This window comes from Rathayibacter sp. AY1B4, from assembly GCF_002932815.1.
GTDB lineage: Bacteria > Actinomycetota > Actinomycetes > Actinomycetales > Microbacteriaceae > Rathayibacter.
On sequence record NZ_PSWN01000016.1, the window covers coordinates 16,381 to 34,547 of the forward strand.

Here is an 18,167-nt window from a genome sequence, read left to right on the forward strand (position 1 = left end):
ATCCCGGTCAGGCCGGCCGCGGTGGTGCGAGCAGGGTTCCGCGGATCACGGAACCGTGGAACGTGCGGGCGGCGACGATGATCCACGCGGCGACCAGGCCGACGTAGTAGAGCACCGCGAGGCCGGCGACAACCGTGAGACCGGAGTGCAGGGCGAGGCCGTTCAGTCCGGTGACGCAGGTGCCGACGGGGAACGTGAACGACCACCACGTCAGGCTGAACGGCAGGTGCTCCTTCGCGGTGCGGAGGGTGATCGCGAGGGCGATGACGGTCCAGAGCAGTGCGAAGCCGAGCATCGCGAAGCCGTACACCAGAGCCACGACCAGCAGCGCACGCGCCATGCCGGCGTCCACGACGGTGGGCGCGTTCGAGGCGAGCAGATTCACGGCGGTGATCGACTGTCCGACCGGACCGAGGACGATCCACAGCGTCGGCACCATCCCCGCCGCTCCGACCTTGTGCTGCGCGAGCCGGTTCCAGATCAGGGTGATCACCACCAGCGACGCGACCAGGCTGAGGCCGAAGAAGCCGTAGCAGGACCACAGGAGCGTCTCCCGCGCTTGCCCGGCGGGCGCGTACGGCAGCAGCAGTGCGCCGGTGGAAGCGGACACCATCGGCGGAACGATCGGCATCAGCCAGCCGCCGAACGCCGAATCGGGCTTGTTCTCATGCCGGGTGAACGCGAGGTAGGGCACCAGGACCGCCGTCACCAGCCCGCCGAGAGTCCCCGCACCCCAGAGCACCCAGTCGATGGTGACAGCGGCCGGCAGGCCGATCCAGTCCTTGCCGAGGAGGAGGGTTCCCGCGCCGACAGTGAGGAACGCCATGGGCGGCGCGCCGTAGAAGTGCGAGAGCACGGGATTCAGGTGGTGCCTCACCGCTGTACCGCGGTAGCGGACCCAGTGCAGCCCGGTCGCGACCGTCAGCGCGACGAGCAGCAGCGCGGCGATCGCCCAGACGACGGTGGCCCCGGTGCGGAGTCCGGGGAACTGGAGTGGCAGGGACGCGGCGGCGACCGCGACGATGCCGGTGCCCATGATCGACGCGAACCAGTTCGGCGTCAGGTTCGACACGATCAGTCCCGGATGCTCCAACTCCCGGAACAAGCGCCTCGACCGCGGAGGATGCCCGATCGAGGAAGATGCGCGGGCGGGGGAGAGAGTTGTCATGCCTCCAGCCTGAGCATCGCCGGCACCAGCCGATACAGCGATCGTCTTGGCGGGGCACAATGAGTGCTTGTGGCGACGCGGCGATTGACGGACCGGATCCTGGATCTCGACACGCTGGAGGTGCTCGAGCGCATCGCCGAGGCGGGCTCGCTCTCCCGCGCTGCCGAAGACCTCGGCGTCACCCAGCAGGCCGTCTCGGCGCGTCTGCGGGTCGCGGAGCGCGCCATCGGGCAGCCGCTCGTGCGCCGCTCTCCGACCGGGTCCCTGATGACCGACGCGGGCCGGCTCGTGCTCGAGCTGGCCGGCCCGGTCCTCGAGGCGTCCCGCCGCCTCGAGGCGGGCGCGGCAGCACTGCGACAGCCGACCGGCTCACTGGTTCTCGCGGCGTCGCAGACCATCGCCGAACTGCTGCTCCCACGCTGGCTCCTCGAATTCCGACAGCGCACACCCGAGGTGAGTGTGCAGCTGATCGCCGGCAATTCAGCCACGGTCACAGAGCTCGTGAGATCCGGTGCCGCGCAACTCGGATTCGTCGAGACACCAGCGTCCACGGCCACGCTCTCCTCTGACGTGGTCACGGAGGACGAACTCGCTGTCGTCGTGGCACCCGACCACCCCTGGGCACGCGCGGCGAGTATCAGCGCCGAGGACTTGGCCGGCACCGCACTGCTGACACGAGAGGAAGGCTCCGGCACCCGGACGACCCTCGAAGCATGGCTCCACGACGCCGGGCTCGCACTCACGACTCCCGCCGCGATCCTTGAAACGACGGCGATCATCCGAGCGAACGCCCGCGCCGGCATCGCGCCCGCAGTCATGAGCATCCTCACCGTCGAAACAGATCTCGCCGCGCGCTCACTGATACGAGTGCCCCTCCGCGGACCAGCACTCGTGCGACCCCTCCGCGCCATCTGGTCCGATCGCATCGGGTCGTCCGCGGCGGCGTTCCTGGAGATCGCGCACGAGATGCGCTGACCGGTGCACGGCTCGTCGCAACGCCGATCACGCCAGCGGCCGTGTCTGCTCGAGCTGGAAGGCGGTTTTCCGCCTTAGCAACCGGAGGGCGCAGTGCAACCCGCAGGGCGAGGGGGGAGAGAGTTTCGGCGCGAAATAAGGGAGCGCAGCGACCGCGTGCTGAAAGTCTCGGAGGAGTCGGTGGCGCAGCCACTTGAACGGAGCCCGTAGGTAGCTACGACCGCAGCGAAGCGGAGGGAGCCGCCGAAGGCTTCCCTACGGTGAAAAACGTGGATCCGAAGCGTTCGTAAGCTTCGGAACGCGCCAGGGATCCCAGGTATGGCCAGAAGGCTTCAGCCCAGTGATGGCACGCCGTGATTTGCCACCCGGGACCCCGCAACGACACGACCGCTCATTGAGAAACGCGATTCATCGCCCCGTAGGGACTTGCCGGCTTGGTCGCTGAAGGCGCGCACGAAAACACACCTCGAGGAAGGACATGCGCGTGCCGCAACTCTGGGCCGGGATCGATGCCGGCAAGAACCACCACCACTGCGTCGTCATCGACGCAGACGGGAACAAGCTCCTCTCCCGCCGCTTCGCTAACCGCGAACCCGAGATCCTCACCCTAATCGGCGACGTGACAAGCGTGCAGGCAGGTGCCGAGATCACCTGGACGACTGACCTCAACCATGGCGGAGTCGGCCTCTTGCAGGCAGTGCTTTCCGCGCATGCGCAGCCCCTGCACTACATCCCCGGACGAGCGGTTCACCACGCGGCGAATACCTACCGCGGTGAGGCGAAGACCGACGCCAAGGACGCCGTGATCATCGCCGATCAAGCTCGGATGCGCCACGACCTCGAGCCCATTCGGCAAATCGACGACGTCTCGGCCGAACTCCGATTGCTCTCCGCTCGCCGCGAGGATCTGATCCACGACCGCACCCGCGCCGCGAACCGCCTCCGCTCAACCCTTGCGCACTACTTCCCCGCACTCGAGGCCGCCTTCAACTACGCGGCCACGAAGTCTCCGCTGATCCTGCTGACCAAGTACCAGACACCCGCCGCACTACGCCGCATCGGCCAACAGCGACTCACCAACTGGCTCAAGAAGAACGGAGCCCGCACCCCAGCCGCACTCGCCACGACAGCGCTGGGGGCGGCGGCTGAGCAGCACACTGCGGTTCACGGCGAAGCAGCTGCGGCTCGATTGGTCAGCCAGATCGCACACGACCTACTTCGCCTCCGCCAAGAACTCCTCGACCTGGATACCGAGATCGACGCACGCCTGAAGGATCACCCTCACGCCAACCTTCTCATGAGCGTTCCCGGCTTCGGACCCCGCCTTGCAGCGGACTTCTTCGCCGCAACCGGTGCCGACCTCTCCTACTTCGGAACACCCGACCGACTCGCCAGCTTCGCCGGCCTCGCCCCCTCAACGCACGACTCTGGGAAGATTTCCGGAAACCATCACCGACCACGCCGCTACGACCGGCGGCTACTGAACGCCTGCTTCCAAGCCGCGTTCATCGCCTCCATGCACTGCGACACATCACGGACCTTCTACGAACGCAAACGCCACGAGGGCAAATCCCACAAGCAAGCCCTCATCGCCCTTGCCCGCCGCCGTATCAACGTCATATGGGCCATCATTCGGGACGGCACACCCTTCACCGCCCCGGTCCTAAACGCGTAGGAGCTTCACCAACCAACACAGCCCCATAACGTCAGCCACGCCATGGGCTCTCTCCGCCATGCCTAGCGGGATACGACTCCGTTACCATTAGATCAGATAACGAGATGGCACACTAATAGCCGCGCAGGTCAAAGTTTTGGCCTGCGCGGCTACATGGTGAGTTCTAGACCAGCCTGAACAGCAGAGGCTTCAGCCGCCGATACCTGCTGGGAGCGAATCGTTCACCCATTGGGGGCAGGCCTCCTCGGGCGCCTGAATCGCTGGGCCCTTGCAGTAGGACGTGACGACACCGAGCTCGAATGCATCTGGACTTGCAGACGAGGGCTGTCGGTCATGAATCGTCTCGAAACGAATCTGAGGCTCACCGTCTTTCAGAAAGACCGCACCATAGAGATAGCGGCCATTGGCCTGCAACTGTCCTGCCGCGCTGCCCGTCACTACTGCGTCGATAGTTTGTTCTTCGACCCCGTGGTCGATCAATCCGTGCAGGTAGCCGAAAGCTGACGCACCTGACTGTCCCTGTCGCAAAACAACCTTCTCGCCCGTCTGGTCCTGGAACACAGCAAGACACGCGTAGGCAGGCGCCTGTGGGTAGGAGGTCGTCCCCGCGGCACAACCTACGTCGGCCCGCGCCTGAACCCCACCGCCTGGCGTACCAGGGCTGTCGAGCAACCACGTCCCGCCGGCCGGCCGCTCAAGCGTGGCGACAGAATCTTGCGGCACCGCCTCGACGGCCGCCGCATTGGACATCGCCCCGCCCGAAAGCCCTACAGCAATCACCGCCGTCATCAGAACTTTAAATGCTTTTCTCATACTTTATCCCCCGATATCTAGTAATGACTTGAACTAGCCTAAGATGATTTGAGCATGATGAAAAGCACCTTCCAGGCCCCTCGCAGGTTTCTTGCAATGACGCGGATCAAGTGGTACGGTGCGCGAGATGACGTTCTTTGAAACTCTCGAGTCAAAATTCGACGTAAGCAAAGTTGATGATGAAGCGATTTTACTTAGGCGCCGAGGGGATGGCCGCTCGATGCTTCTAATACTCAATGAGAATACTCGCCTCCACATTTCGCATATCGTCGAAGATCAGATACTCCTAGCTGAAATAAGTGAGGCAATTGGCCGATCTCGCGGAAAAGAGCGCTACCTCATTGTGTCCGGGGGTACACTCGTCCCCTCAATGGACCGGAGCATTCTCCTAACGGACGATTCATCAGTCGAGGAACCACCCAATGGTGGAAATTGGGAACCGTACGAGCACTGACGAAGGCAGCCCTGCCATGACGCTGCAAATGCCCCATCCGATCGACGCGGCCAGCGGAGGCGACCAACCTCGCGGCCATCGGTTCGTAGCGCGAGCCTTAAACGCCTTGCCGCGCTCCTCCTCCAACCGGGGCCAAACTGCTTGACAACCTGATTGAGAATCACGGCAAAAAAGGGTGTGAGCCCGCAGGGCGACCAACGGCGGCCGGCGCAGCCGGTCGACCTCCGGGCGTCGCTCCGTCGACGCTGCGCGGGCGGAGCTCGCGCCCCGCCGCCGGTGGAACATCGGGGAGTGTGAGGGGGTCGCCCCTCACGGGCCGGCCCGGTCCGGGGCGGCCCGCGCCCGCGCTCAGAGGGTGAGGGTGTGCAGGATCAGGACGGTGGAGCCGATGGGCTTTCCGAAGTCGGTGTAGTCGAGGGTTTCGCGGCGGTTGCTGATGAGGTCCAGGGCCACCAGCTCCTCCTCGGACTCATCGCTCATGCCGCCCGGGTCGTCCTCCCACTCGCGGAGGGTCTGACGATCGGCGTCGAGGACTCTCCACAGCCCCCAGACGTGGGCGACGGGGCCGGTCGTCTCGTACTTGAACACGAGGGCGGTAGCGGTGGGCCAGGCGTGCGCGGCCGCGGCGACGATCAGCGCTCGCGCGGCCGCGGCGATCGCGTCGAGGTCGCCGGTCGCGGTGGCGGCGGCGACGGCGGCTTGCGCATCGCGCAGCGCCGGGGTGTGTCCCCACACGTCGACGTCGACGGCGGGTGTCGTGGTGGTGGTCATGGCGGGCCTTTCTGCAGGAGTCGGGAGCGGGGGTGCGGGGACCGGCGGATGCCGGTCCCCGCGGAGCGGCTAGCTGATCCCGGCGGCGTTAGCCGGGGTGCTCTCGCCCGTGACGACCTGCTCGACCGGGGAGAGCGCGTACCCCCACGCAGCGAGCTGGCGGAAGTGGGCGGCGGCGCGCTCGTCGCCGCGTCGCCACGACTCCTTGCTCGTGTTCGCCTCCTGACCTCCGAGCACGACGGCCAGCGCGACCAGCCGGGCCTTCGCCGGGTTCGCCTCGACCAGCGCGGCGAGAGCGTCGGTGCGGTAGCCGGAGGGGCGGTCGATGCCGAGCAGCGTGTGGGCGAGGTCGCTGCCGTTGCTCATCCCCGACGACACCGCAAACCGGTGCGCGGTGAGCCCGAGAGCGATCACCCGATCCGCATCCTTCGGAAGCGTCTTGCGGCTGAGGAACGTGGCGATCCACTGGCGGCGGACCGTCTCGGCGGCAGTCCACGCCTTGTTGTTGGCGATGAGCACCTTCCGCTCGGCGGACTTCTCGACGCGCTCCTCCTCCGCCTCCTCGGGGGTGAGCGCCGCGGCGGGCACGTCGCCGCGGTAGGCGTAGGTGAATCCGGCCTCCGTGGGCTCCTGCACGAAGTGGGTCACGTCGATGTCGCCGTTCCAGCGGGTGTCGATGAGAGCCCCGCGAACCGGGATCGCGGCGATGTGCTCGGCGGTGACCTGCTCCCCGTCGGCCGTGCGGAGCTTGCGGAGGGCGACCCACGGGCTGCCCTCGCCGTAGGCGTCGGAGCGGGTGAGCACCTGGAAGCCGTTCGCGATCTGCTCCTGCTCGACGGCGGCGAGGCGTGCCTTCTCCGCGGCGTCCTCGCGGAGGCTCTGCGCGGTGTGCTCGAACTGGGTCGGGTCGTTGGTCGCGACCTCGATCAGGTGGGCGCGGGCGTCGGCGTCGTCCTCGAACTCCAACAGCACCGCGGCCTGGTCGAGAGTCAGCTCGTGCTCGTGGAGAACGGACGTGACGGTCGCGGACTCCGCGACGGCGAGGCCCTTCTTCACCGCGTCGGTCTTGGTTCCGGTGCGCTTGGCGATCTGCGAGGCGGTGATGCCCTCGAACGCGAGCTGCGCCCAGGCGGCGGTGCGATCCGCGGTGCTGAGTTCGGCGCGCTGGTCGTTCTCGATGATCTGCTGAATGATCCGGTCCGCGGTGGTGTCGTCGCCCTCCACGACGTAGACGGGGACCGTGGCGACTCCGGCCTCGCGTGCGGCGAGGGTGCGGCGCTGGCCTGCGCGGACGATGACGTTTCCGTGCTCGTCGCGGCGGGCAAGGATCGGGGTGATGACGCCGTTCTCGCGGATCGACGCGACGAAATCGCGTGTCACGGGGGCGCTGGTGCGCACGTTCGCCTCGATGACGAGGGTGGTCGGGTCGATGTGCTGAACGGTCCCGGTTCCGGTGGTGATAGTCACGATGGTTTCTCCTTGATCGGTGTGCGACCATTGAGGCGACGGGTCCCGTGGTGCTTCATTCACTACGGGGCTTTTGTCGTCTTCCTGATCGTTTTTCTTTGCCTCTCCGGCGAGTGAAAACCAATTGAGTGGAGTCGGCGGAGTGACGCCGATCACGGGCGAAATAAGCCCGCAGGGCGCGTCCGGGATCGGTGGCACGTAGCCGATGGAGCGAGATAGGTTGAAACCGCGGAGAGGTGAAGAAAACCTGGGAACGCGCCGCGTAGCGGCTCCCGCCGGCGGTGCTCCGTCACCGCTGCGCGTGCGGAGCTCGCGCCCCGCCTTCGGCGGAACACGGGGGAGCGCGAGGGGGTCGCCCCTCGTGGCCGGCCCGAGGGCCGGCCCCTCCCCCGCGCTACTCGGCGGGCGTCAGGAACGCGATCAACGCGGCGGCCTCGGCGGTGCCGTCGTCGTAGACGGGCATCCCGCCGGGGCCGCACTCCCCCGGCAGTCCGAGCGTGTTGCGGGTGTGCGTGAGAATCTCCACGTCGGTCGCGGTGGTGTTCTCCGGGTCCTCGTCGCGGCTGGTCGCGAGGATGAGGGCGAGCTGGTCGGCGCTCGCGCGGCCGGTGTCGGTGCGGGTCATGGTGTGGTCCTCTCAGCGGCTCAGGAACGGGGCGACGCGGCGGATCGCTGCGCGGCGGGCGTGGGCGACGCAGTGGCGGAACGAGCCGCTGGTGATGCCGTGCAGCTGGTCGGAGTGCCACGCCTCCCAGACCCCGGACTTGCGGCGGGTGACGTGCACCGAGGGCGTCGTCTTGGGGTCGGTGCCCACGACGCGGACGTCGACCGCGCGGGTGCCTCCGAGCGTGAGGTAGGTCTTCGCGGTGGTGTGCAAGTCGGTGGTGATCTGCATGGTGTGGGTGCTCCCTCTGGCTGATCGTTTTTCTTTGCCTCTCCGGCGGGGAAAACCGTTTGAGTGGAGGCGGCGCAGTGACGCCGATAGCGGGCGAAATAAGCCCGCAGGGCGCGTCCGATAGCGGTGGCACGGAGCCGGTGGAGCGAAATAGGTTGAAACCGCGGAGAGGTGAAGAAAACGGGTGGAACGGGCCGCATCGCGGCCTCCCATTGGCGGCGCTCCGTCGCCGCTGCGCGAGTGCAGCTCGCGCCCCGGAACGGGACACCGGGGAGCGTGAGGGGGTCGCCCCTCACGGGCGGGCAGCGCAGGCCCTCCTGCTTAATTGCTTGGCTGGCAGGCGGCGCTGGCGGCTACGGTGGGCGGATGAACCGCCTTACGGCAGCTGCGATCGCGATCGCGGTGCTCACTGTCGCCAGCGGTTGCTCGGCGGTTGCACCTGAACCCGCGTCGAAAGCGCCGAACGGCGATCCGATCGTCGCCGCTCGCAGCCTCCCTGATGCTGGTGGCGTCGTCGCCGGTAGCGACGCCAGCTCAAGCTGCGGCGAATACGTTCTTGAGCAAGGCGGTGACTTGCCTAGCGAGGCTCGAGCGTGCCTCGCGACCGCCGCGATCGCGGGAGACGAAGCGGAACTGGCGTGGAGCACACCGACTACCGAAGGCGACCCGATCGTCTCGTTCGCGTTCGTCGGAGGCTCGATCGACGGCGTCGACGTGTACACGACGACGGCGTTCGATCGCCACAACGGTCTCGAAGAGACCACGGGCGTGGGCGCCAGCTGGTCACTCCTGCACTGTGCCGATCCGGCAGATCTGCAAGGTTCGGGCGACTGCGAACGCTACGTCGAGGGATGAATCCTGAGCCGGGCACCTCGGAGACTGAGCCGCATCGCGGCCTTGGATGTGCGGTGCTCCGTCACCCGCCGGCCCCCACGCTCGAGCGGTTTGTGTCAGCGTCGGATGCGACGATGGGAGCCTGTAAGAGCTGGCACACCGGACGCGCGCGGAATCGGCATCAACGGTGGTGCGCAGCAGCGCGGCGACGCCGGCCGCGGCGATCCCGGAAGTGCGCGCAGCGATCCCGGAGGATCACGGGATCTTGTACATGCTCCGCCTCAAAAACTGAGCGCGCTAACGCTCACTCGTCCCGCTGGCGTGCGCGCTGGACCAGGCGAGGCAGCATGGGGATCTGGATGAGGACGAAGAGGGCGACACTCGCGGTGTACACCCCGCTACTCAGCGGCGGGACGCTCTCTGTCGTCCACGCGAGAACGAGCCAAATCGCTGCTCCAGCAAACATGAGTGCCAACGCCCAGAGCGTGGTCCGGGCCGCCCTCCGGTCGTTCACCGCGCCATCCGTCTTCCATGCACGGTTGCTGACGGCGAGGCCGAGTGCGACGGCGAGGAGTGCGGCGCCGACGACAGCGAGAGCGATGGTCAGCGAGGAATCGAACATCAGCTGCGATTATTCCGCTACGGGCGCGGCGCTGCGGCGCGGTGCGCGCTGGGTGGTTGTGGTGACGACGGCGGTCGCGCGGGTGAGGTTGGGGCCGATGGCGTCGGCTTCGAGGACGCGGCCGGTGCGGCGGTTCTCGCCTTCGCCCCAGGCGACGGTGCGCTCGTAGCCGACGACGATTACGGCGTCTCCCTTGTGGAGGGAGGCGAGCACGTGCTCGCCCAGTTCGAACTTCGCTTCGACGTAGTGCGTGGTCGGGGCGTCGTGCGGGGTCCACTCCCCCGCGCGGTATTCGCCGGTGTTCTCGATGACGCGCAGCTTCACGATCTGCACGCGGCCCGCCTGCACGGCTTCGGGGTCGGCGGCGAGGTTGCCGGTGATGGTTCTGGTGCTCATCTGTCGTCTCCTGCTCGTGCGGTTGGTGGGTCCCGTCGACGTCGACGGGTTCTCGTTCGCGGCCGCGGCCGCGGGTGTGTCGGTGGGGGGTGTCTCGATGCCCCAGGACGCCAAAGCGTCGCGGCGGGTGACTTCCACGGGCGGCTCGGACAGCGCTCTGCGCTGTTCGAGCTCGGCGCGCGTTACGGTGAGGGCGGGGATGCGGCGCTCGTCGCCGTAGGCGAGGCGGTAGAGCCGGTCGGCCTCGTTCTCCAGCCAGTCGACTTCGCCTTGCCGGTCGGCTTGTCCGGCGAGGTACCCGGCCCGGTAGTCGTCACCGGTGATGTTCGGGCCGGTCATGCGGCGTGCTTCTCGATGAGGTCGGGGCGGAAGCCCGACCAGTGGTCCTGGTCGCTCGCGACGACCACGGGGGCGGCGGAGTAGCCCAGCTCCTCCGTGACGTACGCGAGCGCTGCGGGGTTGGTGGTGATGTCGACGGTGGTGTACTCGATGCCCTTCTTCTCGAGCACCCGGTAGGTCATGGTGCACTGCACGCACGACGGCTTCGAGTAGACGGTGAGCATCAGTCGTCCCACCGGTCGCCGCGGTGCGGGTCGTGCTCGTCGTTGACCGGGGACCAGGCGTGCAGCTCGGCCCACTTCTCGGCGGCGTCGGTGTGTCCGGCCTGGGTGAGGAGGTCGATGATGCCCGTCGCGCGCCAGCACGGCAGCGTCGGGGCGATCGCTTCCGTGACGGCCGGGTCGGAGAGCGTGGCCGCGAAGGCCGCGACGGCCGCCTGGTAGGTCGCCGCCGGGTCGGGCGTGGTCTGCTGCTGCTCGCTCATCGGTGGGTTCCTTCCGGGGTGTGGGCGTCGCCTTCGTCGTCGTCGCTCGCGTGCTCCGCGATCCACAGGTCCGCGGCCTCATCTCGTCCGAATGCTCGCAGGAGTCCGGCCAGCGCGTCGACCTCGGCGCAGCTGAGTCGCACGGCCAGCTCGTCGGCGGTGTCTCCGTGGGAGAACACGGACGCGAACTCGGCCACCGCGCCCCAGAGGGTCGGCTCCTTGGCCGTGGGGCTGGTGGTGATGGTGTCGGACATGGCGTTTGCTCCTCGGTGGTGGTGCGGGTCAGGATTCGGTGCGGGTGAGGGTGTCCACGAACATGACGCCCTCGGGGCCGGGGATCGTGGCGGTGTGTGCCAGCGCCCACCCGTTGCGTGCCAGACCTGAGAGGTCGACGTCGCGCTCGGCGATCCGGCGCAACTGGCTCTGCATCCCGTCCTCGTTCGTGGCCGGGACGAAGGTGCTGACGGTGGTGATCTGCTGCATGTTCTTCCTCTTCCTCATCGTTTTTTTGCCGTGATTCTCAATCAGATTTGTCAAGCCAGCGGGGATGGTTTGGCTCGCCTGTTCTTCCTTCTCTCCCAGCGTTTTTTTGCCTGGAAGGCACGTAGTGCCGAGCAGGGTCGGAGGCGGGAGCGCAACCCGGAGGGCGGAGGAGGAGAGGTTGTCGGCGCGATGTGAGGGAGCGCAGCGACCGCGTGCCGAGAACCTCGGAGGAGCCGGCCGCGCAGCGGCTTGCGCGGACACTGGAGGCCCGTACGCTGCCGAAGGCTTCCAGGCAAAAATGCGCACAGCGCTCAACACCGCCGCCGGCCAGAGGCCGGTGTTCGCTCGGGTCTGTGAACCGCGACGCTCGTCGCGGCGGCTCTCAGTGGTCTTCGGTGAGGTGGCGGTAGATGGTGCCGCGAGACACGCCGAAGGTGTCGGCGATCTGCTGGACCGTGTAGGTCTTCTCGTCGTACATCGCACGCGCCTGTTTCGCCTTCGTCGGCGTCATCTTGAAGCGCCCGCCGCCCTTACGTCCGCGAGCTCGAGCGGCGGCAAGGCCGTCGTGGGTTCGCTCCACGATGAGGTCGTGCTCGAACTCCGCGATCGCGGCGAGCATGTGGAAGAACAGCCGGCCGCCCGGAGTGGTGGTGTCGATGCCCTGAGACAGCGCCTTCAGTCCGACGCCGCGCTGCTGGAGGCCGTCGGCTACCTCTTTCAAGTTCCGCACGGACCGGCCGAGGCGATCGAGCTTCGTCACGACGAGGGAGTCACCCTCGCGGAGGTAGTCGAGAGCGTCCTCGAGCGCGGGACGCTTCGCGAGTACTCCGGAGGCGTGCTCGACGAACACCTTCTCGCAGCCGGCTGCCGTGAGCGCATCGGTCTGAGCGTCGGGGTTCTGGTCTCTGGTCGAGACGCGCGCGTATCCGATCGAAGCCATAGGCCTGACTGTACTGCGAACGTAGGTTGCGGGTCATAGCTCTCGGACACGGGCCGTGGAACACGGCGCGCCGATTGGACCGCCGCGCTGCTCGACCGTCTCGTAAACGATCGTTCGCGAACACCTCGGCAGTGGTCGCTCAAATCGATTTCTGTCGATAACATCGGTGCATGCCGATTGATCACGTGCGGGGCACCTCTGCCGCCGTCTCCCTCTTTCACTCTTTGGCCGACCCGAAGCGTCTCCAGATCGTGCGGCGACTTCAGCATGGTGAGGCTCGGGTCAGTGATCTAGTGGCGGAGCTGGGCGTGGCGCAGTCGACGGCTTCTGAGCACATGAGCTGCCTGCGCGAGTGCGGCCTGGTCGTGGGGCGTGCAGAGGGACGGCAGGTGTTCTACTCGTTGGCCCGTCCGGAGCTGATCGATCTTCTCGAGTCCGCTGAGGCACTTTTGGAGGCGACGGGGTTCCAAGCGGATCTGTGCGGCACGTTCGGGGCGGAAGCACGGAGCGCACGTGACGTGGACGCTGCCGCATCGGAGGTCCGTCGGGGCGTGGAAGTGGCGCCGTGATCGGCACTATCGCGGCGGCAATCGGACTGTTCGCTGCGACGAACATCGATGACATCGTGGTTCTGACGGTGCTGTTCCTCGCGTCCGCCCGTGGCTCGCTGCCGGGCTGGAAGGTTGTGGCGGGGCAGTACCTCGGCTTCGCGACTCTCGTCGCGATCAGCGTCGTTGCCGCCGCCGGGTTGACGATCATCCCGGATGAGTGGGTGGGGCTTTTGGGCCTGATCCCGCTGGCGATCGGTCTGTACGGGCTCATCCGCACCCTGCGCAGCAGGGGCGATGATGACGACGACGATGACGAGAGTTCGATCAGTGCGGTCGGGCTGCTGGGCGTTGCGGGGATCACGATCGCGAACGGCGCGGACAACATCTCCCTCTACACGCCCGTATTCCGCACGAGCCCGATCGCGGACACGGTGGTCACGATCATCGTGTTCTTCCTCCTCGTCGCGGTGTGGTGCCTGATCGCTCGCGTCGTCGGCACGAACAAGACGGTGACCGAGCTGTTGGAGAGGGTCGAGCACTGGCTCGTGCCTGCCGTATTCATCGGCCTGGGTCTGTTCATCCTGATCGAGTCGGGTGTTCTGCCTCGACTCCTCGAGCTGTTCTGATGCCCGCCACGCGCAGGCTCGTCCTCCGAGTGGCTTTCATCGCTGCGCTGATTGCGGCCGCGTTCGGTCTTGATCAGCTCACGAAGAGCTGGGCCCTGACAGCGCTGGAAGACGGACGCACGATCGAGCTCGCTCTCGGAGCGCGGTTCGAGTTGATCTTCAACCCCGGCGTCGCCTTCGGGATGGGCTCCGAGCTGGGACCTGCACTGGCGGTCGGACTGATCGTCATTCTTGTGACCCTCACGGTGTGGGTGTTCGTGCGGACCATCCGCGGGGCTCCGCTGGGTGGACCGGCACTTCTCGCTCTCGCCGCCGGCGGTGGCGCAGGGAACATCTGGGACCGCATCAGCCGAGCCGCGGACACGCCGCTGGGCGGAGAGGTCGTCGACTTCATCGCGGTCGACTGGTTCGCGATCTTCAACGTCGCCGACATCTTCACCACCTGCGGCATCGCCGGCTGGGCCCTCCTGCAGGTCTTCGGCAGAGCGGACGCGCCCCAACCACAGACGAGCGAAACCTGATCGAGGCGCAGCCCTGAGCCTCACCGTTCGCCGGATCACGGCGCCGTCCCCTTGTTTCTGCCGACCACCGGCCTGACAGAAAGCACCACCCGTGAAAACCAGCACCAAGGTCAACCTGATCGCCATCGCCGCGGCTGTCTTCGTCGTCGCGGTCATCGCCGCGATCGCGATCTTCCGGCCCTTCTCCGCCTCCCGCGAAGAGGTCGCCGCCGCGACGCCCGTCCTCGAGCAGAACACCCACATGCTCGATCAGGCGGAGGACGGGAAGGTGACGCTGGTCGAGTTCCTCGACTTCGAGTGCGAGGTCTGCGCGGCCGTCTACCCGACCATCGAGCAGCTGCGTGAGGAGTACGCAGGCCGGGTCACCTTCGCGACCCGCTACTTCCCGATTCCCTCGCATCGCAACTCCGAGAATGCCGCTCTCGCCGTCGAGGCAGCAGCGCGGCAGGACCGGTTCGAGGAGATGTACGACCGGATGTTCCAGACGCAGGCGAGCTGGGGCGAGAGCCAAGACTCCAAGGCCGACGTGTTCCGCGGCTTCGCGGAGGAGATCGGCCTCGACCTGGAGCAGTACGACGCGGATGTGGCCGACCCGTCGACGCTCGAGCGGGTGCGCTTTGATTTCGAGGCGGGCAAGGACCTGGGGGTGCAGGGCACGCCGACGATCTTCGTCAACGACGAGGCGATCCAGCTCGAACGCCTCGAAGACATCCAGGCCGCTCTCGACGCCGCTCTCGCCTCGTGAGCGCCCTCAGCCGCCGCGCCCTGCTGGCCCTTCCCCCGCTCGCGATGATCGGCATCGGGACCAGCGGATGCGCGCGGGACGACCTCGCGGAGCAGTACCGCGGCGGGTCGAACAAGAACTACGTCGCCGGTGACGGCACCGTCATCGAATGGCCTGTCGGCAGCCGCGGCGAGCCGGTCGACTTCGCCGGAACGAGCGAAACGGGCGACGCGATCAGCTCCGAGGATTACCGCGGGCAGGTGCTCGTCGTGAACTTCTGGTACGCCGCCTGCGCCCCCTGCCGCGCCGAAGCACCCGACCTGCAAGCGCTGCACGAGCAGTACGACGGGAACGGAGCGGCGTTTCTCGGTGTCAACGTTCGCGACCAAGCCGACACCGCCACCTCGTTCGCGAACACCTACGGCATCACCTACCCCTCGATCATCGATACCGACGCCGCCGTGGCCCTCGCGTTCTCTGGGAAGTTCGCCGCGAACGCCGTCCCTACCACCCTCGTGCTCGACGTCGACGGCCGACCCGCCGCGCGGATCCTCGGCCGGGTCACCGCCCGCTCCATCCTCGACACCCTCATCGCGGACACCATCGCGGAGGCGGCCTCGTGAACTGGGGAGAGGCTGTGTTCAGCGGCCAACTCCTGCTCGCCGCGCCCATCGCGGTCCTCGCCGGCCTCGTCTCGTTCGCGTCCCCGTGCGTGCTCCCCCTCGTCCCCGGCTACCTCGCCTACATCGGCGGAAACCCCGACCTCGCCACAGGCAGCCGGCGCCGCCTCGTCGCCGGAGTGGGCCTGTTCATCGCCGGTTTCGCCGTCGTCTTCATCGCCTACGGCGCCGCGTTCGGCGCCCTCGGGACATGGCTGCTCGAATGGCAGGACACCGTCACCCGCATCCTCGGAGTGCTCGTGATCCTCATGGGCGTCGTGTTCATCGGGCAGGTCCGGTTCCTGCAACGCACCATCCGCCCCCGCTGGAAACCCGCGACCGGACTCGCCGGAGCACCCCTGCTCGGTGTGGTGTTCGGGCTCGGCTGGACACCCTGCTTCGGGCCCACCCTCGCCGCGATCTCCGCGCTGAGCCTGGACGGCGCCTCCGCCGGCCGCGGCGCGTTCCTCGGCCTGCTGTACTGCCTGGGCCTGGGACTGCCGTTCCTGCTGATCGCCCTCGGATTCTCCTGGGCCGCCACCGCGACCAGCTTCCTCAAACGCCACATCCGCACCATCAACCTCCTCGGCGGAGGGCTACTCATCCTCATCGGCACCGCCATGGTCAGCGGCCTGTGGACCCAGTTGATCTACCGCCTCCAGAACCTGATCAACGGATTCGTCCTCCCCATCTGACCCGTCACCCCCGCCCCGAGAGGACCACCGAATGAGCGCACTCACCCCCGCCGAGACCGAACAGCTGACCCGACGCGGGCTGCGCCTGGCGCAGTTCACCGTCGCCTACAACGTCATCGAGGGCATCGTCGCGATCGCGGCCGGTATCGCCGCGGGACTCGTGTCCGTGATCGGGTTCGGCATCGACTCCGGCATCGAGTCGATCGCCGCCGTGCTGGTAGGGCTGCGCCTGGCGGCGCGGCTGCGGCATGGTGAGGCGGACGAAGCGAAGGAGCGGCGCACGTTGAAGTTCGTCGCCGTGACGTTCTTCCTCCTCGCCGCCTACGTGAGCATCGAGGGCATCCGCAGCCTGATCGCGGGTGACGCTCCCGAGTCCTCCCCGGTCAGCATCGTGCTCCTGATCCTCTCGATCATCGTCATGCCGGTCCTTGCGGCGGTGAAAACGCGTGTCGGGAAGAGGCTCGGAGACCCCCTGATCCTCGCGGACGCAGCGGAGACTCGGATCTGCGTGCTGTTGAGCGTCTCCACCCTCGTCGGGCTCGTCCTCTACGCCCTCACTGGAGCCGCGTGGCTTGACCCGGTTGCAGGGTTCGTCATCGCTCTCTTCGCCATTCACGAGGGACGCGAGGCCTGGGAAGGCGAGCTCGTAGAAGACGACGATGACGATGACTAGAGCGGGCGCCGACAGGCGAGCCACGAGCGGGCTGACGATCGATGTTCCGGGGCAGACACCCTCAACCTCAGAAGTGCTCTCCTCGGGTGCGACGCGCACGGCGGGAGGATGATCGGAGAATGATGATCGAGGTTCTTCACATCGACGACTGCCCGAACTGGAAGGACGTCGGCCCTCGCCTGGACCAGGCGCTGAAGTCCACCGGCCACTCCGACATCCCCGTCACCTACCGGCTTCTGGCGACACCGGAGGACGCCGCCGGCGTCGCTTTCGCGGGTTCCCCGACGATCACCCTCGACGGGGAAGACCTGTTCCCGTCGGGCGGGCGGACCACGGATCTTGCCTGTCGGATCTACTTCACGCCGAGCGGGCTGGCGGGTCTTCCGACGACGGAGCAGCTCGTGGAAGCGATCGCTGCCCGTGAACCCTGATTCCTCCGTCACCTGTTCCTGCTGCGGACGGGCCCGCCGTCGACGTCAGGTTCACGCACTCAACGATGGCGCCGCGTACGTGTGCCGGCGGTGCGGGCTCTGGATAGCGCTGCGCCCGGGCAGCGATCACCCCCGCGCCTCCTCATTGTCTCGGCGCTGACACGCCGGAACTCAACGCCGGTCAGGTCGTTCGGGTTGCTCTCAGCCCGAGCCGGGTGCGGCCGCGAGGCTTGAGGACGGACAGGGCGGTGATAACCACGAGAACGACGGCGCCGCCGGCGGTCGCGACGACCAGTTGCGTGCGGGTTCCCTCGAGCGTGGAGGGGATGAGCCCGTGGCGGGCGGCGAGGGACATCGTCTCGATGAGGCGCGTGTGCAGCAGGAGGACTGCGGTTGCGAAGACACTCAGCCACAGCTTGATCGCCACCCAGTAGTGGCGCACCAGTCCCCAGTGCGTTCCGAGGCCTTGCAGGATTCCGGTGGCGAGGGAGGCGAGGGCGAACGGGATGATGACGAACGTCCCCAGCGGGTCCAACGCCAAGTAGGCGCTTCGGACCGTGAAGGGGTCGCTGCTGGTCGCTCCGACGAGCGCGATCGCGAGGAACGCGCCCACCGCGCCGAACCAGCCCACGGACACCAGGACGTGGACGGTGAGGGCGACTCGGCGAGCTCGCGGGCCGAGCATCATCAGTGATTCATCATCTGCGCCCCGCCGCCGGTGAGCAGGTGCACGACGATGAAGCCGATCGCGAGGACGACGACGACGACCATGAACACCTTCACCCAGCGGGGGCGCTCCGGGACGGGCGACGGCGTGCCAGACGGGTTGGAGTCACTCATGCGCTCAGCCTAGGCACCCGCCCAACCCATCCCGTATCGATGTGGTGCGTTGCCCCTGCCCCGACATCTTCGGTCAAGTCGGGAATCTTCCGCCCGATCACCCCGTTGTCTGATACCCCCGGGGGGTATAC

Annotated in this window: 26 protein-coding genes and 1 pseudogene; 12 read left to right on the forward strand and 15 right to left on the reverse strand. The window is 67.3% G+C overall.

Features of this window, described 5'->3' with window-relative positions:
* Positions 1–7: 7 nt before the first annotated feature.
* Positions 8–1,072: a TDT family transporter gene (locus C5D66_RS11400; protein WP_020624523.1), complete on the reverse strand. Its 1,065-nt coding sequence runs from the start codon at positions 1,070–1,072 to the stop codon at positions 8–10.
* Between the two features lie 216 nt (positions 1,073–1,288).
* On the opposite strand from C5D66_RS11400, the pseudogene C5D66_RS17645 reads away from it, so the two are divergent.
* The 3 genes and pseudogenes from C5D66_RS17645 to C5D66_RS11410 form a co-directional block, all read left to right on the forward strand.
* Positions 1,289–1,393, forward strand: a pseudogene (locus C5D66_RS17645) (LysR family transcriptional regulator); the annotation flags it as partial.
* 42 nt (positions 1,394–1,435) lie between these two features.
* Positions 1,436–2,143, forward strand: a complete 708-nt coding sequence (locus tag C5D66_RS11405) for a LysR substrate-binding domain-containing protein (protein WP_244248318.1) — start codon at positions 1,436–1,438, stop codon at positions 2,141–2,143.
* Positions 2,144–2,627: 484 nt separating this feature from the next.
* Positions 2,628–3,818, forward strand: coding sequence for an IS110 family transposase (locus C5D66_RS11410; protein ID WP_181067910.1), 1,191 nt, complete (start codon positions 2,628–2,630; stop codon positions 3,816–3,818).
* A gap of 189 nt (positions 3,819–4,007) precedes the next feature.
* On the opposite strand, the gene C5D66_RS16825 is transcribed toward C5D66_RS11410, so the two are convergent.
* The 5 genes from C5D66_RS16825 to C5D66_RS11430 form a co-directional block, all read right to left on the reverse strand.
* Positions 4,008–4,631 carry a hypothetical protein gene (locus tag C5D66_RS16825; protein ID WP_146079351.1) on the reverse strand — a complete coding sequence of 208 codons (624 nt, stop codon included), beginning with the start codon at positions 4,629–4,631 and terminating at the stop codon, positions 4,008–4,010.
* Positions 4,632–5,433: 802 nt separating this feature from the next.
* Positions 5,434–5,856 (reverse strand): hypothetical protein, encoded by a 423-nt coding sequence (locus C5D66_RS11415; RefSeq protein ID WP_056045796.1) that lies wholly within the window; start codon positions 5,854–5,856, stop codon positions 5,434–5,436.
* A 69-nt stretch (positions 5,857–5,925) separates the two neighbouring features.
* The gene (locus C5D66_RS11420) at positions 5,926–7,323 is read right to left on the reverse strand and encodes a ParB/RepB/Spo0J family partition protein (RefSeq protein ID WP_159424188.1); all 1,398 of its coding nucleotides are present in this window, start codon (positions 7,321–7,323) and stop codon (positions 5,926–5,928) included.
* A 394-nt stretch (positions 7,324–7,717) separates the two neighbouring features.
* A complete protein-coding gene (locus tag C5D66_RS11425; RefSeq protein ID WP_104256087.1) occupies positions 7,718–7,948 on the reverse strand; it encodes a hypothetical protein in 231 nt (76 codons plus the stop codon).
* A 12-nt stretch (positions 7,949–7,960) separates the two neighbouring features.
* Positions 7,961–8,218 carry a hypothetical protein gene (locus tag C5D66_RS11430; RefSeq protein WP_104256088.1) on the reverse strand — a complete coding sequence of 86 codons (258 nt, stop codon included), beginning with the start codon at positions 8,216–8,218 and terminating at the stop codon, positions 7,961–7,963.
* Between the two features lie 366 nt (positions 8,219–8,584).
* On the opposite strand from C5D66_RS11430, the gene C5D66_RS16830 reads away from it, so the two are divergent.
* On the forward strand, positions 8,585–9,073 hold the full coding sequence (locus C5D66_RS16830) for a hypothetical protein (protein ID WP_146079350.1): 489 nt from the start codon (positions 8,585–8,587) through the stop codon (positions 9,071–9,073).
* A 283-nt stretch (positions 9,074–9,356) separates the two neighbouring features.
* Here C5D66_RS16830 and C5D66_RS11435 read toward each other — a convergent pair whose 3' ends face one another.
* The 7 genes from C5D66_RS11435 to C5D66_RS11465 form a co-directional block, all read right to left on the reverse strand.
* Positions 9,357–9,674: a hypothetical protein gene (locus C5D66_RS11435; RefSeq protein ID WP_104256089.1), complete on the reverse strand. Its 318-nt coding sequence runs from the start codon at positions 9,672–9,674 to the stop codon at positions 9,357–9,359.
* A gap of 9 nt (positions 9,675–9,683) precedes the next feature.
* The gene (locus C5D66_RS11440) at positions 9,684–10,409 is read right to left on the reverse strand and encodes a single-stranded DNA-binding protein (RefSeq protein ID WP_104256090.1); all 726 of its coding nucleotides are present in this window, start codon (positions 10,407–10,409) and stop codon (positions 9,684–9,686) included.
* Positions 10,406–10,636: a glutaredoxin-like protein NrdH gene (gene nrdH / locus C5D66_RS11445; protein ID WP_056045893.1), complete on the reverse strand. Its 231-nt coding sequence runs from the start codon at positions 10,634–10,636 to the stop codon at positions 10,406–10,408. The genes C5D66_RS11440 and nrdH overlap by 4 nt, the downstream gene beginning before the upstream one ends.
* Positions 10,633–10,893 carry a hypothetical protein gene (locus tag C5D66_RS11450; protein WP_104256091.1) on the reverse strand — a complete coding sequence of 87 codons (261 nt, stop codon included), beginning with the start codon at positions 10,891–10,893 and terminating at the stop codon, positions 10,633–10,635. The genes nrdH and C5D66_RS11450 overlap by 4 nt, the downstream gene beginning before the upstream one ends.
* Positions 10,890–11,147, reverse strand: a complete 258-nt coding sequence (locus tag C5D66_RS11455) for a hypothetical protein (RefSeq protein ID WP_219814232.1) — start codon at positions 11,145–11,147, stop codon at positions 10,890–10,892. The genes C5D66_RS11450 and C5D66_RS11455 overlap by 4 nt, the downstream gene beginning before the upstream one ends.
* A gap of 28 nt (positions 11,148–11,175) precedes the next feature.
* Positions 11,176–11,376: a hypothetical protein gene (locus C5D66_RS11460; protein WP_104234445.1), complete on the reverse strand. Its 201-nt coding sequence runs from the start codon at positions 11,374–11,376 to the stop codon at positions 11,176–11,178.
* Between the two features lie 382 nt (positions 11,377–11,758).
* Positions 11,759–12,316, reverse strand: coding sequence for a recombinase family protein (locus C5D66_RS11465; protein WP_104256092.1), 558 nt, complete (start codon positions 12,314–12,316; stop codon positions 11,759–11,761).
* A gap of 170 nt (positions 12,317–12,486) precedes the next feature.
* Here C5D66_RS11465 and C5D66_RS11470 point away from each other — a divergent pair, with 170 nt between their 5' ends.
* From C5D66_RS11470 to C5D66_RS11505, 8 genes are all read left to right on the forward strand, one after another.
* A complete protein-coding gene (locus C5D66_RS11470; protein ID WP_055794452.1) occupies positions 12,487–12,885 on the forward strand; it encodes a helix-turn-helix transcriptional regulator in 399 nt (132 codons plus the stop codon).
* Positions 12,882–13,493, forward strand: a complete 612-nt coding sequence (locus tag C5D66_RS11475) for a cadmium resistance transporter (protein ID WP_055794455.1) — start codon at positions 12,882–12,884, stop codon at positions 13,491–13,493. The genes C5D66_RS11470 and C5D66_RS11475 overlap by 4 nt, the downstream gene beginning before the upstream one ends.
* Complete coding sequence (locus C5D66_RS11480; protein WP_055794457.1) at positions 13,493–14,014, forward strand: signal peptidase II; 522 nt, start codon at positions 13,493–13,495, stop codon at positions 14,012–14,014. The genes C5D66_RS11475 and C5D66_RS11480 overlap by 1 nt, the downstream gene beginning before the upstream one ends.
* Before the next feature lie 91 nt (positions 14,015–14,105).
* Complete coding sequence (locus tag C5D66_RS11485; protein WP_082481720.1) at positions 14,106–14,759, forward strand: thioredoxin domain-containing protein; 654 nt, start codon at positions 14,106–14,108, stop codon at positions 14,757–14,759.
* On the forward strand, positions 14,756–15,361 hold the full coding sequence (locus tag C5D66_RS11490; RefSeq protein WP_104233615.1) for a TlpA disulfide reductase family protein: 606 nt from the start codon (positions 14,756–14,758) through the stop codon (positions 15,359–15,361). Before C5D66_RS11485 ends, C5D66_RS11490 begins: the two co-directional genes overlap by 4 nt.
* 14 nt (positions 15,362–15,375) lie before the next feature.
* Positions 15,376–16,092 (forward strand): cytochrome c biogenesis CcdA family protein, encoded by a 717-nt coding sequence (locus tag C5D66_RS11495; RefSeq protein WP_374952936.1) that lies wholly within the window; start codon positions 15,376–15,378, stop codon positions 16,090–16,092.
* A 31-nt stretch (positions 16,093–16,123) separates the two neighbouring features.
* The gene (locus tag C5D66_RS11500) at positions 16,124–16,765 is read left to right on the forward strand and encodes a cation diffusion facilitator family transporter (protein WP_055794460.1); all 642 of its coding nucleotides are present in this window, start codon (positions 16,124–16,126) and stop codon (positions 16,763–16,765) included.
* A gap of 119 nt (positions 16,766–16,884) precedes the next feature.
* Complete coding sequence (locus tag C5D66_RS11505) at positions 16,885–17,196, forward strand: hypothetical protein (RefSeq protein WP_055794463.1); 312 nt, start codon at positions 16,885–16,887, stop codon at positions 17,194–17,196.
* 181 nt (positions 17,197–17,377) lie between these two features.
* Here C5D66_RS11505 and C5D66_RS11510 read toward each other — a convergent pair whose 3' ends face one another.
* Both C5D66_RS11510 and C5D66_RS17180 read right to left on the reverse strand, forming a co-directional pair.
* Complete coding sequence (locus C5D66_RS11510; RefSeq protein WP_219812359.1) at positions 17,378–17,884, reverse strand: DUF2269 domain-containing protein; 507 nt, start codon at positions 17,882–17,884, stop codon at positions 17,378–17,380.
* On the reverse strand, positions 17,884–18,036 hold the full coding sequence (locus tag C5D66_RS17180; RefSeq protein WP_157603228.1) for a hypothetical protein: 153 nt from the start codon (positions 18,034–18,036) through the stop codon (positions 17,884–17,886). The genes C5D66_RS11510 and C5D66_RS17180 overlap by 1 nt, the downstream gene beginning before the upstream one ends.
* Positions 18,037–18,167: the final 131 nt, after the last annotated feature.